Here is a 14,912-nt window from a genome sequence, read left to right as displayed (position 1 = left end):
GCGCTCAGCCGGTGAGGACGCCGCGGCTGCCCAGCAGGTCGGGCACCGCCGCGGCCGGCACGGGGCGGGACAGCAGGAACCCCTGCGCCTGCGGGCAGCCCATCCGCCGCAGGGCCGCGAGCTGCCCGGGCCGCTCGACCCCCTCGGCGATCACCGGCAGGGCGAGGTCGCGAGCGAGCCGGAAGACCGCGCCCAGCAGCGTGGCCTCGCGCTCGTCGGTGTCGATCCGCGCCAGGAACGACCGGTCGATCTTGACCGACTCCAGGGAGAGCGCCCCCAGGCGCGCGAGCGAGGACTGGCCGACGCCGAAGTCGTCCAGCGAGACGCCCACCCCGAGGTCGGCGAGCTCGCGGATCACCCGCTCGGCCGCCTCCTCGTGGGCGAGCAGGCCGGACTCGGTCAGCTCGAGCACCAACTGGCCGGGCACGAGCTCGTGCCAGTCGACGAGGTCCCGCACCCGGGGCACGAGCTCCGGCCACGCGAGCGTCGCGGGCGCGACGTTGACGTGCACCGACAGGACGTCGTCGCGGTCGACCGCCCAGCCGGCGGCGCGCTCGCAGGCCTGGGCCAGCAGCTGGCCGGTCAGCTCGTCGAGCAGCCCGGCCCGCTCCGCGGCCGGCACGAACACCTCCGGACCGACCGCGCGACCCTCCGTCGTCCAGCGGGCGAGCGCCTCCAGCGCCACGACCCGGCCGGTGACCAGGTCCACGATCGGCTGGTAGGCGAGCGTCACCTCCCGCGCGGCCAGCGCCCGGCGCAGCCGCTCGGCCAGCCCCTCCAGCTCGACCTCCTCCAGGCTGAGGCCCGGCCGGTAGACGACGGCCTTGTCCTTGCCGGAGCGCTTGGCCGCGTACATCGCGGTGTCGGACCGGGCGAGCAGGGTGTCGGGCCGCACCGGCGGGTCGTCCGGGCCGAGCCCGCAGATGCCCACGCTGGCCCGGACCGCCACGGGGCGGCCGCCGACGAGGCATGGGGTCCGCAGCGCCTCCAGGGCCCGCGCGGTCGCCTCCTCGGCGTCCCCGCCGTCCTCGAGCAGGACCGCGAACTCGTCCCCACCCAGCCGGGCGACCGTGTCGCCGTCCCGCATCGCCCCGCGCAGCCGCTCGGCCACCCGGACGATCAGCTCGTCCCCGGCCGCGTGCCCCAGGGTGTCGTTCACGACCTTGAAGTCGTCGAGATCGAGGAACACGACGGCGACGGGGCGCAGGTCGCGCCGGTGCAGGGCCAGCGCGTGCTCGAGCCGGTCGAGGAACAGTGCCCGGTTGGCCAGGCCGGTCAGCACGTCGTGGAAGGCCTGGTGCCGCAGCAGCGCCTCGCGGCCGGCCAGCTCGGCCGACAGCCGGAGGTTCTCCCGCAGGGCCAGGTACTGGCGGGACAGCAGCAGCGCGATCACCACGGTGGACAGCCCGACCTCGACGATGCCCAGCTCCCAGCCGAGGGCGACGTGCACCACCGTCGTCACGAGCCCGACCGCCACGGGGGCGTAGGGCAGCAGGTGAGCGACGAGGGACCCGCCGTCCCGCTCGGGCTGCCCCTCCTCCGGCTCGCGGGCGGCGGGCTCGCGGGCCGCGCCGGCCAGCGCCAGGAGGAGGAAACCGACCACCCAGCCGAGGTCGGCCGAGAATCCGGCGTACATCATCGTGGCCTGCAGGTAGGCGAAGGTGCCGTCGGAGATGCTGAGCGCCAGCAGTCCCGCGCAGACCAGCAGCAGGTCCGGTCGCTGCCGCCGGGCCCGGGCCGCGGTGAGCAGGCAGAGGACGATCAGCGCCACGTCCAGCGCCGGGTAGGTCAGGAACAGCAGCCACTCGAGGTATGGGGTCCCGGTCTCCCGGGCCACGACCGGCCCCAGCACGAACTGCCAGCTGACCAGGCCCACGGCCCCGGTGCACATCACCGCGTCCGACGTCCGCCGCCAGCGGCCGCGGCCGCCACCCCCGGCCGGGTGCAGGAGTAGCCCCACGGCGGCCAGCACCGCGAAGGCCACGAAGCCCACGTCCGCGACGGACGGGAAGGGGATGCCCGCCCCGGTCATCTCCTGCGCCGCCCACCACGCCTGCCCCGCCGCCCAGCAGGCGCAGGCGCCGCCGAGGGCGGCCCACGTCGCGCGCAGCCGGCCCCGGGAACGCCGCGCGCGGCGCAGCAGCGTCCCCGCGGCCGCGGCCGGCGCCACGAGCTGCGCGAGGTTCGACACGACGCGGTCGTGCACGTCCGGGGGCATCACGAACGCCAGCCCGACGGCGACCACGAGCAGCGCGCCCGCGGACGCGACCGCCGCGGTCGGCAGGAGCGGCAGCGGGTCGGCCCCGCGCGCCCCCGCGGCAGGGTCCGGGGAGGACGACGTCATCACACGCCGTGGCTGCGGAAGCACGGTGGGACAGCATGGCCCCCGCTTGGAGTGAAGAGAAGGGGTTCGACCCCTCAAGCTCGGACTCCTTGGAGTCGATACACCGGCCGTGGCATCGCCTCACTCGCCGGCCGCGCCGGCACCGGAGTCGCGCACCGTGCGCTGGCTGCGCGGGAGCGCCGTCGACCGTGCGCGCTACACGGACATGCAGCGCACGTTCCTGCGCCCCCAGCGCCTGGGCGGGGCCGTCGGCGCCGCCATGCTGATCGCCGCCTTCTGGTACGGGCCGATCGTGCTCGTCCTGCTCGCGATCGCCGCCGCCACGATGGCCCTCGGCATGGTCGCGCACCGGCACAGCCGGCAGCCCGAGCACGTCACCGCCCTGACGTTCGGCGCGATCGAACTGAACCTCGTGGTGTGCGTGCTGGTCACCGGCGGGGCGAGCAGCCCGCTGCTGCCGCTGGTGGCCGTCCCCGTCCTCGCGCAGGCCGTCTGCTTCCGGCCGCGGGTGCTCGTCGCCGCCGTCGCCACGATCGCCGGTCTGCTGACGCCCGCCGTGCTGCTCGCGCCCGCGCTGCCCGCCGTCCCCGAGGCGCCCCCGGTGCTGCACCTGGTGGTGTTCGCCGCGCTGCTCCTCTCCGTGGCCCTCGTCGCCGCCACCCTCGCGACCGCCGACCTGGCCAGTCGCGACGACGCCGTGGCCGACCCGATGACCGGCCTGTTCAACCGGCTGACGCTCTCCACCCGCTTCACCGACGCGCAGCGCGACGCGGCGGCGACCGGCGAGGCCATCGGCGTCGTCATGTGCGACGTCGACCACTTCAAGCGGGTCAACGACACCCACGGCCACGACCGCGGCGACCAGGTGCTCGTCGAGCTGGCCCGCCGGCTCCGGACGAGCCTGCGGGCCACCGACGTGGCCTACCGGGTGGGCGGCGAGGAGTTCGTGCTCCTGCTGCCGGGCCGGGACGTCGACGACGCCGTGCGGGTCGCCGAGCGCGTCCGCCAGGCCGTCGCGGCCAGCCCCGTCGCCGGGCTGCCGATCACCGTCTCCGCCGGCGTGGCGAGCGTGCGGGGCGACACCTGCACGCTCGCCGAGGTGCTCCGCGAGGCCGACCGGGCCCTGTACGCCGCGAAGGCCGCCGGGCGGAACCGGGTCCTCACGCCCGCCGACGTCGTGGTCGCCGTGACCGCGGCCCGCGCGGCCGAGGCCCGGGCCGAGGCCGGCGTCGTCCGGGCACCGGCCGACGGTCCGGGCCGCCTCCTAGAGTCGGCCGGGTGACCCCTCCCCTGCCCCGCCGTCCCGCCGAGCACGTCGAGCGCGCCCTGTGCGTGCTCGCCCACCCCGACGACGTCGACTTCGGCAGCGCCGGGACCGTCGCCACCTGGACGGCGGCCGGCACCGAGGTCACCTACTGCATCGTCACCGACGGCGACGCCGGCGGGTTCGACGACACCCCCCGCGAGCGGATGGGCCCGCTGCGGCAGGAGGAGCAGCGCGCCGCGGCCGCCGCCGTGGGCGTGACCGACGTCCGCTTCCTCGGCCATCCCGACGGCCGGCTGGAGCTGACCCTCGACCTGCGCCGGGACATCTCCCGGGTCATCCGGCAGGTCCGCCCGCAGCGGGTGCTCACGAGCTCGCCGGAGCGGTTCTACGAGCGGATCGGCGCCAGCCACCCCGACCACATGGTCGTCGGCGAGTCCACGCTGCGGGCGGTCTACCCCGACGCCCGGAACCCGTTCGCCTTCCCCGAGCTGCTCGCCGACGAGGGCCTGGACGCCTGGACGGTCCCGGAGGTGTGGCTGGGCGCCAGCCCGCGGACCGACCACGCCGTCGACGTCACCGACGTCGCCGAGCTCAAGTTCGCCGCGCTGAAGGCGCACGTCAGCCAGGTCGGCCACCGCGACGACCTCGAGGACTTCGTGACCGCGTGGATGACGCGGACGGCACGCACGGCCGGCCTCCCCGAGGGGCGCCTCGCCGAGGCCTTCCACGTCGTCTACACGGACTGACCGTGCAATCCCGCGCTCCTGCCCGGTGCAGAAGCGCGAAAGTGCACGGTCACAGAAGGCGGTTGGTCGCCGCCCAGCGGGTGAGCTCGTTGCGGTTGGACAGCTGCAGCTTGCGCAGCACGTTCGAGGCGTGGGACTCCACGGTCTTGACCGAGATGAACAGCCGGGAGCCGATCTCGCGGTAGGTGTAGCCCCGGGCCAGCAGCTGCATGACCTCGCGCTCGCGGGCCGACAGCAGGTCCAGCCCCGGGTCGGTGGCCGGGTCCTCGGCCGGCGCCGGGCCGGCCGTGGTCGCGGCGAACGCGTCCAGCACGAACCCGGCCAGCCGGGGGCTGAAGACGACGTCGCCGTCGGCGACCCGCTGCACCGCCGCCCGCAGGTCGGGCCCGGAGATCGTCTTGGTGACGTAGCCCCGGGCGCCGGCCCGGATGACGGCGATGACGTCCTCGGCGGCGTCGGACACCGACAGGGCCAGGTACCGCACCCCCGGCAGCTCCGCGCGCAGCGTCTCCAGCACGGCCCGGCCGCCGCCGCCGGGCAGGTGGACGTCGAGCAGGACGACGTCGGGCACCGTGGCGCGGATCCCGGCGACGGCCGCGTCGGCGTCGGCCGCCTCCCCGACGATCGTCACCGAGTCCGCGAGCTCCGCGCGCACCCCCGTCCGCACCATGGCGTGGTCGTCCACGAGGAAGACCCGCGGCACCGCCGGCTCGCTCACGCGTTCTCCTCCCTGGGCAGCAACAGCTCCACCTCGGTCCCCTCTCCCGGCGCCGAGCGCACGGTCGCCGTCCCGCCGGCCCGGGCGAGCCGCCCGGCGACGGAGTCCCGCAGCCCGCGGCGGTCGGCCGGGACGGCGGCGGGGTCGAACCCCCGACCGCGGTCGCGCACGAACACCGACACCCCGTGCGGCGTCACCTCGGTGTAGAGGTCGGCCGACGCCGCGCCGGAGTGCTTGGCGGCGTTGACCAGGGCCTCCCGGGTAGCGGAACCGAGTGCGGTCAGCCCCTCGTCCACCGGCGCGTCCCCCACGACCACGGGGTCGATCGTCAGCGCGTGGTCGGCCTCCACCTCGGCGACCATCGCCGAGACCACCCCTGCCCACGTGCCCTCCGAGGCCTTCTCCGGCTCGTACAGCCAGGTGCGCAGCTCCCGCTCCTGGCTGCGGGCCAGCCGCGCCACCGCCTGCTGGTCGGCGGCGTGGCGCTGGATGAGCGCGAGCGTCTGCAGCACGGAGTCGTGCAGGTGCGCGGCCACCGCGGCGCGCTCCTCGGAGCGGATGCGGGCGGTGCGCTCGGCCTGCCGCGAGGCCAGCAGCCGCCGCCAGAGCGGAAGGGTCGCCAGCACGATGCCCACGAGGATGACCAGGGTCGCGGCGAAGCCGTTGCGCGCGTTCGCCAGCTGCCCGGTCGTGGCCAGCAGCAGGACCACGCCCACCACGCCGAGGGCGACGCCGCCGGCGAGCACCCAGGGGACGCCGGGCCGGGCGAGCGTGCGGTCGGTGTCCAGCTGCCGCCAGATCGTCGCCAGCCCGATGCCGACCAGCAGGAGCGGCACGGTGACGTCCCCGCTGCCCCAGCTCGCCAGGTTGGTCACCAGCGCGAGCGCGCCGATGCCCAGCAGGACCAGGCCGATCGTCTGCCGCCGGCTGGGCTGGCCCACCACCGGGGCGGCCGGCGCCTCGGCGTCGGAGATGGGCATGAAGAGCCAGAGCAGGCCGTAGACGACGACGCCGATGCCGGTCACCGCGAGCGCGACCAGCGCGACCCGGACCACCAGCGGATCGGCGCGCAGGTGGGCGGCGGTGCCGGCGGCGACCCCGGCGAGCATCCGGCCCGAGCGCGGGCGCACGAGCGGCGGCCGGGCGGCCGCGGACGCGCCCGGCGCCGGCTGCACCGCTCCCCCCTCGGTCGTCGTGCCCGCCACCGTCATGCCGTCGATCGTCGCACCGGCAGCGCGCGGGGGGCACCGGTGATCACCCCCGCGGGCGGGACCAGGGTCGGATGGGTGCCTTCCCTGATGTCCCGGGTGACCTCCGTCGCGCACGCTTCCGGCATGACCGCACCACCACCCCCCGCGCCGCCCTCGGTGGACCCGCCCGACGCCGCGTGGCCGCCCCCGCCCCCCGGCCCGCCGGCCCGTCCGGCGCTGCGCCGCAGCCGCTCCGACAAGATGGCCGGCGGCGTCGCCGGCGGCCTGGCCGACTACAGCGGCATCGACCCGCTGCTGTGGCGGGTCGGCTTCGTCGCCCTCACCCTCGCCGGCGGCACCGGCATCCTCGTCTACCTGCTGCTGTGGGTCGTGATGCCGGCCGGGCCCCGCCGGTCCGGCGACGCCCCTGCCGAGCGCGCCCCCGCGGCACCCGCGCTGCCGCGCTCCCCCGTCGGCCGGCTCACGCTGGCCGGGATCCTCATCGCGGCGGGCCTGCTCGTCCTGGTGGCCCGGCTGACCGACTGGGAGCCCGGTCCGCGGCCCTTCCTCGGCGTGGCGCTGCTCGTCGTCGGGCTCGGTCTCGTCGCGGCGGCCTTCGTCCCCGGGCGCACCGCCCGCGGCGGGCTCGTAGCGCTGGGCGTCGTCCTCTCGCTGGCCCTGGCGGTGGCCTCGTCCGTGCCCTGGGCCGACGGCGGTGGGGTCGGCGACCGCGACTACCGGCCGGGGAGCGTCGCGGAGGTGCGGGACCGGTACGCGCTGAACGCCGGTGACATGACCGTCGACCTCAGCCGGATCGACGTCGCCGACATCGACGCGCCGCTGCGCATCGAGATCGACCACGGCGTCGGCGATCTCGACGTCGTCGTGCCCCGCGGGGCCGACGTCGAGCTGGAGCTGGACACCGGGGTCGGGGACGTGCAGGTCTTCGACCGCGGGTCCTCCGACGGCGGGTACTACCCCGGCAGCGGATCGGGCCCCGGCGTGGACGACGACCGGCCCGAGTTCGTCCTGACCATCGATCACGGCGTGGGCGACACGGAGGTGTCCCGTGGCTGACTACAGCGAGTTCCCGACGACGCCGACCGCCTGGCAGGAGCAGGCGCTGCGCGACCTGACCGCGACGGACCCGCCCGCGGTCGCGATCCCCGCGGCGGGCCCAGCGCCGCTCCGCCGCCGGCCCGACCTGACGGCGCTCGTCCCGGGCCTGGTCTTCGTGCTGATCGCCCTGCTCGGGCTGACCGGCGCGGACCTGCCGCTGGGGATCTTCGAGGACGGCGGCGTTCTCTGGGTCGTGCTCATCGGCGCCGGCATCGCGCTGCTGGTCAGCGAGGTCCGCCGGGCGCGACGCCGCCGCTGAGGAGGACGGCGGGAGGGCCCGGGGAGCGATCCGCTCCCCGGGCCCTCGGTCGTTGCCCCGGCGGTGCGCAGGGACCAGGCTCGGTGCCGTGACCCGGTTGCTGGCGCTCGCCGTGCTGCTCGCGCTCGCGGCCGGCTGCGCCGATCCGACCGATGCCGCCGGGGGCCCCGACGTCCACGGCGCCTGGGACCTCGTCTCCGGCGACGTCGACGGCGTTCCGCTCCCCCTGCCGCCCGGCGCGGCGGCCACCCTGGTCGCCGAGGACGAGCGCCTGAGCGGCACCGCGTTCTGCAACTCCTGGTTCGCCGGCTACCGGCTCGACGGCGAGGTCCTGACGCTCGAGCCGATCGGCGCGACCCAGATGGCCTGCGCGGAGCCGATCATGGCGGCCGAGGCCCGGTTCCTGGCCGCCCTCTCCGTCGTCGACCGCGTCGCTCGGGACGGCGACGACCTCGTGCTCGGCGGGCCTGACGTCGTGCTGCGGTTCACCCGGCACGTCCCCGAGCCCGACCGCGAGCTCGTCGGCACCCGCTGGGTGCTCGACACCCTCGTCGACCGCGAGACGGCGTCCTCGGTCCAGGGCGAGCCGCTGCTGCAACTGGCCGCCGACGGGACGGCGGTGTTCGGCACCGGCTGCCACTCGACGACCGGCTCCTGGCGCCGGGACGGCGACGTGCTGACCGTCGAGCCCGGCGCGTCCACCCTCACCGGCTGCGACCCGCCCCTGGAGGCGCAGGTCGAGCAGGTGTCCGCCGTCCTCACCGCCGGCGCCACCGTGGCGATCGACGGCGACCGGCTCACCCTCACCGCCCCCGACGGCCGCGGCCTGGGCTACCGCGCAGCGTGAGGTGCGGGAGCGGCCCTCCTGCACGGGCCCGCCGCGAGCGTGCGAGCGGTGCGGGGCAGGAGGGTCCCTACTCCCACTCGATGGTGCCCGGCGGCTTGCTGGTGACGTCGAGGACGACGCGGTTGACCTCGGCCACCTCGTTGGTGATCCGGGTCGAGATCTTCGCCAGCAGGTCGTAGGGCAGCCGCGTCCAGTCCGCGGTCATGGCGTCCTCGCTGGACACCGGCCGCAGCACGATCGGGTGCCCGTAGGTGCGGCCGTCGCCCTGCACGCCCACCGAGCGGACGTCGGCCAGCAGCACCACCGGGCACTGCCAGATCTCGGCGTCCAGCTGCGCCGCCGACAGCTCGGCCCGCACGATGGCGTCCGCCCGGCGGAGCACGTCCAGCCGCTCCCGGGTGACCTCGCCGACGATGCGGATGCCCAGCCCGGGCCCGGGGAACGGCTGCCGCTGCACCAGGGTGTCGGGCAGGCCCAGCTGGCGGCCGACCTCGCGCACCTCGTCCTTGAACAGCGTGCGCAGCGGCTCGACCAGCGTGAACGTCAGGTCCTCGGGGAGGCCGCCGACGTTGTGGTGGCTCTTGATGTTCGCCGTCCCGGTGCCACCGCCGGACTCGACGACGTCGGGATAGAGCGTCCCCTGCACGAGGAAGTCGACGGTCTCGCCGTGGGCCTGCGCGTCGGCCACGACGTCGAGGGCGGCCTGCTCGAAGACCCGGATGAACTCCCGGCCGATGATCTTCCGCTTCTCCTCCGGGTCGCTGACCCCGGCGAGGGCGGCCAGGAAGCGGTCGCTCGCGTCGACCACCCGCAGGTCCGCCCCGGTGACGGCGACGAAGTCGCGCTCGATCTGCTCCGTCTCGGCCTCGCGCATCAGCCCGTGGTCGACGTAGACGCAGGTCAGCCGGTCACCGATGGCGCGCTGCACGAGCGCCGCGGCGACCGCGGAATCGACCCCGCCGGACAGCCCGCAGATGGCCCGCCGGTCGCCGATCCGCTCCCGGATGGCGGCCACCTGCTCCTCGACGACGTTGGCCATCGTCCAGCTGGGCTCCAGGCCCGCGATGTCGAAGAGGAAGTGCTCGAGCACCGTCTGGCCGTGCGAGGTGTGCCGGACCTCGGGGTGGAACTGCACGCCGGCCAGCCGCCGGTCGACGTCCTCGAAGGCGGCGACGGGCGCGCCGGTGGAGGTGGCCGTCACGGTGAACCCGGGCGGAGCCTGGGAGACGGCGTCCCCGTGGCTCATCCACACCGACTGCACCGCCGGCAGGTCGCCGAACAGGCGGCCGGCCGTGGTGACCGTCAGCGGGGTGCCGCCGTACTCGCGGTCGCCCGTGCGGGCCACGGTGCCGCCGAGGGACGCGGCCATGGCCTGGAACCCGTAGCAGATGCCGAACGCCGGGACGCCGGACTCGAACAGCGCCGGGTCGACCTGCGGGGCGCCCTCGGCGTAGACGCTGGACGGCCCGCCGGACAGCACGATCGCCGCCGGCTTGCGGGCGATGATCTCCTCGGCGCTCACCGACGAGGGGACGAGCTCGGAGTAGACGCCGGCCTCGCGGATCCGCCGGGCGATCAGCTGCGCGTACTGGGCGCCGAAGTCGACGACGAGGACGGTCGGGAAGTCCATCAACGGAGCTCGTCCCCGCTGGCCCCGCCGATCACCAGGTCCACCCGCTGGAACTCCTTGAGGTCCCGGTAGCCGGTCTTGGCCATCGTCCGGCGGAGCGCGCCGAAGAGGTTGGTGCGGCCGTCGGCCGTGCGCGCCTCGCCGTTCAGGACGTCGGCCAGCGAGCCGGCCGGCTCGATCGGCGCCGAGGCCCCGCCGCGGGGCAGCCGCGGGTGCGCCGCGACCGAGTCCCACCAGATGCCACCGCCGGGCGCCTCCGCAGCGGACCGCAGCGGCTCGCCGAGCTGGACGGCGTCGGCCCCGCAGGCGAGCGCGCGGGCGATGGCGCCGCTGTTCTCGATCGTGCCGTTGGCGATGACGTGCACGTACCGGCCGCCGGTCTCGTCGAGGTAGTCGCGGCGGGCGGCGGCCGCGTCGACGATCGCGCTGGCCAGGGGCACGCGGATGCCGAGGACGGCGTCGGCGGTGGAGTAGCTGTCGGCGCCCACGCCGACGATCACGCCGGCCGCGCCGGTGCGCATCAGGTGCAGCGCCGTCTGGTAGTTCGCGGCGCCCCCGACGATCACCGGGACGTCGAGGTCGGCGATGAACTCCTTGAGGTTCAGCGCCGTCCCGGTCGACGTGACGTGCTCGGCCGACACGATCGTGCCCTGGATGACCAGCAGGTCCACGCCGGCGGCCAGGACCGCGGGGGCCAGCTGCACGGTGTGCTGCGGCGAGATCCGCACCGCGGTGGTGACCCCGGAGTCGCGGATCTCCTTGACCCGGGCGGTGATCAGGTCCGGCTTCACCGGCTCGGCGTAGACCTCCTGCAGCACCGAGACCGGCGGGGCGCCGCCGGCGGCCGCCTCGCGGATGCGGGCGTAGGCCGGTGCGGGGTCGTCGTACCGGGTCCACAGGCCCTCGGCGTTGAGCACGCCCAGCCCGCCGGCCTGACCGACCGCGATCGCGGTCGCCGGGCTGACGACGGCGTCCGAGGCGCTGGTGACCAGCGGGATGTCGAACCGGAAGGCGTCGATCTGCCAGGCGGTGGAGACGTCGTCGGTGTCGCGGGTGCGCCGGGAGGGGACGATCGAGACCTCGTCGAGGTCGTATCCCCGGCGGGCGAAGCGGTTGAGACCGATCTCGACGGTGTCACGTGCGGGCATCAGCTCACCGGGCTCGGTAGTTGGGGGCTTCGACAGTCATGTGAATATCGTGGGGGTGGCTCTCGGTCAGCCCCGCCGAGGTGATCCGGGTGAGCTGGCCGCGCTCCTGGAGCTCGCCGATCGTGGCCGCGCCGGCGTAGCCCATCGACGCGCGCAGCCCGCCGACGAGCTGGTGGACGACGGTGGCCAGCGCCCCGCGGTAGGGCACCTGGCCCTCGATGCCCTCGGGGACGAGCTTGTCGTCGGAGAGGACGTCGTCGGCGAAGTAGCGGTCCCGGCTGTAGGACTGGTTGCCGCGCTTCTGCATCGCGCCCAGCGAACCCATGCCGCGGTAGGTCTTGTACTGCTTGCCGTTCATGAAGACCAGCTCGCCGGGCGCCTCCTCGACGCCGGCGAACAGGCCGCCGATCATCACCGTGTCGGCGCCGGCAACCAGGGCCTTGGCGATGTCACCGGAGTACTGCAGGCCGCCGTCGGCGATGACCGGTACCCCCGCGGGGCGGGCGGCCAGCGCGGCCTCGTAGATCGCGGTGATCTGCGGGACGCCGACGCCGGCCACCACGCGGGTGGTGCAGATCGACCCCGGCCCGACGCCGACCTTGACCGCGTCGACACCGGCGTCGATCAGGGCCTGGGCGCCGGCGCGGGTGGCGATGTTGCCGCCGACGATCTGCAGGCCGCTCGCCCCGCCGAAGTCGGCCTTGACCCGGGCGACCATGTCGAGGACGGCGCGCTGGTGGCCGTGCGCGGTGTCGACGACGAGCACGTCGACCCCGGCGTCGACCAGCAGCCCGGCCCGCTTGTAGGCGTCCTCGCCGACGCCCAGCGCAGCGCCGACCACCAGCCGGCCGCCGGCGTCCTTGGTCGAGTGCGGGTACTGGTCGCGCTTGACGAAGTCCTTGACGGTGATCAGGCCGCGCAGCCGCCCGGCCTCGTCCACGATCGGCAGCTTCTCGATCTTGTGCTGGGAGAGCAGGGCCAGGGCGGTGTCGGGGTCCACCCCGACCGGGGCGGTGACCAGCGGCATCGGCGTCATCACGTCGCGCACGAGCCGGTTCTGGTCGGTCTCGAACCGCATGTCGCGGTTGGTGCAGATGCCGAGCAGGACGCCCTCGGCGTCGACCACCGGGGCGCCGGAGATGCGGTAGCGGGCCGAGAGCGCGTCCACCTCGGCGAGGGTGTTGTCCGGGCCGACGGTGACCGGGTTGGTGACCATGCCGGCCTCGGAGCGCTTCACCAGGTCGACCTGGCCGGCCTGCTCCTCGGCGGCGAGGTTGCGGTGCAGGATGCCGACCCCGCCGGCGCGGGCCATGGCGATCGCCATGCGGGCCTCGGTGACGGTGTCCATCGCGCTGGAGACCAGGGGCACGGCCAGCCGGATGCCGCGGGTGAGCCGGCTGCCGGTGTCGACCTCGGCGGGGACGACGTCCGAGGCCCCCGGGATGAGCAGGACGTCGTCGTAGGTGAGGCCGAGCGGGGCGAACTTCGCCGGCAGCTCGGGAACGAACTCATCGGGCTGCATGCCTGCCGCCACCCCTCCGGGATCGGTCTGTGCCCTGCTGGGCACGCGGGGAACCGCCCCCGATCGTAGGCGGCGCCCCTCGGGGGGCGGACCGTCGGCTGCCCGGCCGGTACCGTGGGAACGTGAACTTCGACGATGCGACCGGTCCCGACTTCGGGCCGGCCGACCCGTCGGGTCCGCCGCCGCTGACGATGGAGGAGCGGGCCGGCGTCCTCGACGACCTGGCCGAGCTCGAGGTCTTCCGCACGCTGCTGGAGCCCAGCGGCATCAAGGGCATCGTGGTCGACTGCCCCGACTGCGACGAGGAGCACCACGTCGACTGGGCGCTCATGCAGGCGAACCTGCGCCAGTTGCTCGAGGAGGGGCAGACCGGCCGGCACGAGCCCCCGTTCGACCCCGACCCGGCCGACTACGTCAGCTGGGACTACGCCAGCGGCTACGCCGACGGGATCGCCGCGGTCGCCGAGGGCGAGGAGCCCGGCAGCGGCCGCAGCGGCAGGCACGCCCGCGAGGACTGAGGTCCGGCACCTCGTCGTCCTCCGGACGACACCGCGGCCTCGTGCCGTCCCCTGCTGCGCGGAGCCCCGCCGTCCCGGCGTACCGGCCACTCTGCTGGCCGTCTCCCGACGTTGCCGGCGGGATCTCGCCGGCAACGTCCGAAAGCCCCCGGCATCGTGGGGCCCGGCAGGGTCCGAGCGGGCCCGGAGGGGGCCCGGCGCAACGTCCGGGGCCGGAGACGACGGATGGCGGCCGCCCCGGAGGGACGGCCGCCATCCGGCACGTCGAGGCGGCTACGCCGCTGCGGCCGTCACGTCATCATGCCGCGGCGGAAGCCCGTCGCGACGGCCTCGGCGCGGTCCTTGGCGCCGAGCTTGCGGAACAGCCGGCGGGCGTGGGTCTTGATGGTGTCCTCGGACAGGTAGAGCTCCCGGCCGATCTGGGCGTTGCTCTTGCCCTGGCTCATGCCGGTCAGCACCTGCATCTCGCGCATGGACAGGCTCACCGGGGCGGCCTCGCGGGTGACGGCGGCGCGGACGACGGTCGGCGAGCTGCCGGCGAGCGGGGTGGCGCCGTTCCAGGCGGGCGCAGCGACGTGCGCGCCGACGCTGGCCAGCGGCACCGGGTGGACGCTGGCGGGCTGCGGGGTGCGCCCGTCGACCCGGAGGCCGACCCGGGACAGGCCCAGGCCCATCTCCAGGGCGGTGGCGTCCCAGCGGAGGTAGCCGCGGGCGCCGACGGCGACGGCCGCGCGGACGGTCTCGGCGTCGTCCGGGGCGCCGAGCACCAGCACGGGCAGCCGCGGGAAGGCCCGCAGCGCCTGCGTGGCGACGGTGAGACCGGAGTCCATCGCCCGCTGCGTGCCGATCAGCAGGACGTCGGGGTGGCGGGTGGCCAGCCGGGACATGAGGACGGCGGCGTCGCCGACGGCCTCCACACGGCCGACGAAGGGCAGGGCCACGAGCCGGGAGGCGATGTCCTCACGGACCCGTCGCCGCTCGTCGTAGACCCACACCGTCGTCGTCCCGCTGCCGGGACCGCGCATCCTGTCGTCGATCACGCCTGTGCTCCTCGCTCCCGGCGCCTGTCCGGGCGACTCCCCCGCCGACCTCGGACGGGGATCTCCCCGTCGGATTCGGCACGTCCGGGTCCTACCTTGATCGAGTCCAGCGTGGGGCGACAGATGCCCTCACTCAGCGGGGTGAGGCGGCAGGCGGCAAAATGCCGCGGCTCGCGGTGTTTGACCCGTGCGGGGCTCGGGCACCGGCCCCATGCAGCCGGACCGCCCCCTCCGGCTCGCATCGAGCCGAGGAGGACCCACCATGGCTGACATCCGCCGTCTCCCCACCCCCGTCGCCGAGGTCTGGGACTGGCAGCTGCACGGCTCCTGCCGTGGGGAGAGCACGGCCCTGTTCTTCCACCCCGACGGTGAGCGCGGCCCCGCCCGCGCCCGTCGGCAGAACGCCGCGAAGGCCGTCTGCGCCAAGTGCCCGGTGATCGAGGCCTGCCTCAAGCACGCGCTCGCCGTCCGCGAGCCCTACGGGGTCTGGGGCGGCATGAGCGAGGAGGAGCGGGCCCGGCTCATCGCCGCGGAGCCCGCCGCGGTCGCCGCAGGGGTCTAGCA

The 14,912-nt window shown here is 75.4% G+C and carries 14 protein-coding genes; 7 read left to right on the top strand and 7 right to left on the bottom strand.

Going from position 1 to position 14,912, the window contains the following annotated elements; all coding sequences use genetic code 11:
- Nucleotides 1–4: 4 nt before the first annotated feature.
- On the bottom strand, nt 5–2,344 hold the full coding sequence (locus BMY88_RS06270) for a putative bifunctional diguanylate cyclase/phosphodiesterase (RefSeq protein WP_091941265.1): 2,340 nt from the start codon (nt 2,342–2,344) through the stop codon (nt 5–7).
- Nucleotides 2,345–2,453: 109 nt separating this feature from the next.
- Here BMY88_RS06270 and BMY88_RS06265 point away from each other — a divergent pair, with 109 nt between their 5' ends.
- Together BMY88_RS06265 and BMY88_RS06260 are read left to right on the top strand one after the other, a co-directional pair.
- Nucleotides 2,454–3,626 (top strand): GGDEF domain-containing protein, encoded by a 1,173-nt coding sequence (locus BMY88_RS06265; protein ID WP_139220412.1) that lies wholly within the window; start codon nt 2,454–2,456, stop codon nt 3,624–3,626.
- The gene (locus tag BMY88_RS06260) at nt 3,623–4,357 is read left to right on the top strand and encodes a PIG-L deacetylase family protein (RefSeq protein WP_091941261.1); all 735 of its coding nucleotides are present in this window, start codon (nt 3,623–3,625) and stop codon (nt 4,355–4,357) included. The genes BMY88_RS06265 and BMY88_RS06260 overlap by 4 nt, the downstream gene beginning before the upstream one ends.
- A 49-nt stretch (nt 4,358–4,406) precedes the next feature.
- Here BMY88_RS06260 and BMY88_RS06255 read toward each other — a convergent pair whose 3' ends face one another.
- Nucleotides 4,407–5,075 (bottom strand): response regulator, encoded by a 669-nt coding sequence (locus BMY88_RS06255; RefSeq protein ID WP_280138697.1) that lies wholly within the window; start codon nt 5,073–5,075, stop codon nt 4,407–4,409.
- The gene (locus BMY88_RS06250; protein ID WP_091941259.1) at nt 5,072–6,286 is read right to left on the bottom strand and encodes an ATP-binding protein; all 1,215 of its coding nucleotides are present in this window, start codon (nt 6,284–6,286) and stop codon (nt 5,072–5,074) included. The genes BMY88_RS06255 and BMY88_RS06250 overlap by 4 nt, the downstream gene beginning before the upstream one ends.
- A gap of 123 nt (nt 6,287–6,409) precedes the next feature.
- Between BMY88_RS06250 and BMY88_RS06245 the strand changes: the two genes are divergently transcribed.
- From BMY88_RS06245 to BMY88_RS06235, 3 genes are all read left to right on the top strand, one after another.
- Nucleotides 6,410–7,342, top strand: coding sequence for a PspC domain-containing protein (locus tag BMY88_RS06245; protein WP_091941675.1), 933 nt, complete (start codon nt 6,410–6,412; stop codon nt 7,340–7,342).
- Nucleotides 7,335–7,643: a hypothetical protein gene (locus BMY88_RS06240; protein ID WP_091941258.1), complete on the top strand. Its 309-nt coding sequence runs from the start codon at nt 7,335–7,337 to the stop codon at nt 7,641–7,643. The genes BMY88_RS06245 and BMY88_RS06240 overlap by 8 nt, the downstream gene beginning before the upstream one ends.
- A gap of 88 nt (nt 7,644–7,731) precedes the next feature.
- A complete protein-coding gene (locus BMY88_RS06235) occupies nt 7,732–8,490 on the top strand; it encodes an META domain-containing protein (RefSeq protein ID WP_139220411.1) in 759 nt (252 codons plus the stop codon).
- Nucleotides 8,491–8,557: 67 nt separating this feature from the next.
- Here BMY88_RS06235 and guaA read toward each other — a convergent pair whose 3' ends face one another.
- The 3 genes from guaA to guaB are packed head-to-tail and all read right to left on the bottom strand — an operon-like array spanning nt 8,558 to nt 12,790.
- Nucleotides 8,558–10,120, bottom strand: a complete 1,563-nt coding sequence (gene guaA, locus BMY88_RS06230) for a glutamine-hydrolyzing GMP synthase (RefSeq protein ID WP_091941254.1) — start codon at nt 10,118–10,120, stop codon at nt 8,558–8,560.
- On the bottom strand, nt 10,120–11,268 hold the full coding sequence (locus BMY88_RS06225) for a GuaB3 family IMP dehydrogenase-related protein (protein WP_091941252.1): 1,149 nt from the start codon (nt 11,266–11,268) through the stop codon (nt 10,120–10,122). The genes guaA and BMY88_RS06225 overlap by 1 nt, the downstream gene beginning before the upstream one ends.
- A gap of 4 nt (nt 11,269–11,272) precedes the next feature.
- Nucleotides 11,273–12,790, bottom strand: a complete 1,518-nt coding sequence (guaB, locus tag BMY88_RS06220; protein ID WP_091941250.1) for an IMP dehydrogenase — start codon at nt 12,788–12,790, stop codon at nt 11,273–11,275.
- Between the two features lie 122 nt (nt 12,791–12,912).
- Here guaB and BMY88_RS06215 point away from each other — a divergent pair, with 122 nt between their 5' ends.
- A complete protein-coding gene (locus tag BMY88_RS06215) occupies nt 12,913–13,308 on the top strand; it encodes a DUF5319 family protein (protein WP_091941249.1) in 396 nt (131 codons plus the stop codon).
- 290 nt (nt 13,309–13,598) lie between these two features.
- Here the strand turns inward: BMY88_RS06215 and BMY88_RS06210 are convergent, their stop codons facing one another.
- A complete protein-coding gene (locus tag BMY88_RS06210) occupies nt 13,599–14,348 on the bottom strand; it encodes a response regulator transcription factor (protein WP_091941247.1) in 750 nt (249 codons plus the stop codon).
- 262 nt (nt 14,349–14,610) lie between these two features.
- Between BMY88_RS06210 and BMY88_RS06205 the strand changes: the two genes are divergently transcribed.
- Nucleotides 14,611–14,910 (top strand): WhiB family transcriptional regulator, encoded by a 300-nt coding sequence (locus BMY88_RS06205; protein ID WP_091941245.1) that lies wholly within the window; start codon nt 14,611–14,613, stop codon nt 14,908–14,910.
- Nucleotides 14,911–14,912 lie beyond the last annotated feature (2 nt).

Source organism: Trujillonella endophytica (assembly GCF_900110555.1).
Classification (GTDB): Bacteria; Actinomycetota; Actinomycetes; order Mycobacteriales; family Geodermatophilaceae; genus Trujillonella; species Trujillonella endophytica.
This window is presented reverse-complemented; position numbering and strand designations above follow the sequence as displayed.

Excerpts from the sequence above, each read along its gene's own strand:
- BMY88_RS06270 (WP_091941265.1), bottom strand. The coding sequence starts at position 2,344 with ATGACGTCGTCCTCCCCGGACCCTGCCGCGGGGGCGCGCGGGGCCGAC.
- BMY88_RS06250 (WP_091941259.1), bottom strand. The coding sequence starts at position 6,286 with ATGACGGTGGCGGGCACGACGACCGAGGGGGGAGCGGTGCAGCCGGCG.
- BMY88_RS06245 (WP_091941675.1), top strand. The coding sequence starts at position 6,410 with ATGACCGCACCACCACCCCCCGCGCCGCCCTCGGTGGACCCGCCCGAC.
- guaA (WP_091941254.1), bottom strand. The coding sequence starts at position 10,120 with ATGGACTTCCCGACCGTCCTCGTCGTCGACTTCGGCGCCCAGTACGCG.
- BMY88_RS06225 (WP_091941252.1), bottom strand. The coding sequence starts at position 11,268 with ATGCCCGCACGTGACACCGTCGAGATCGGTCTCAACCGCTTCGCCCGC.
- guaB (WP_091941250.1), bottom strand. The coding sequence starts at position 12,790 with ATGCAGCCCGATGAGTTCGTTCCCGAGCTGCCGGCGAAGTTCGCCCCG.
- BMY88_RS06205 (WP_091941245.1), top strand. The coding sequence starts at position 14,611 with ATGGCTGACATCCGCCGTCTCCCCACCCCCGTCGCCGAGGTCTGGGAC.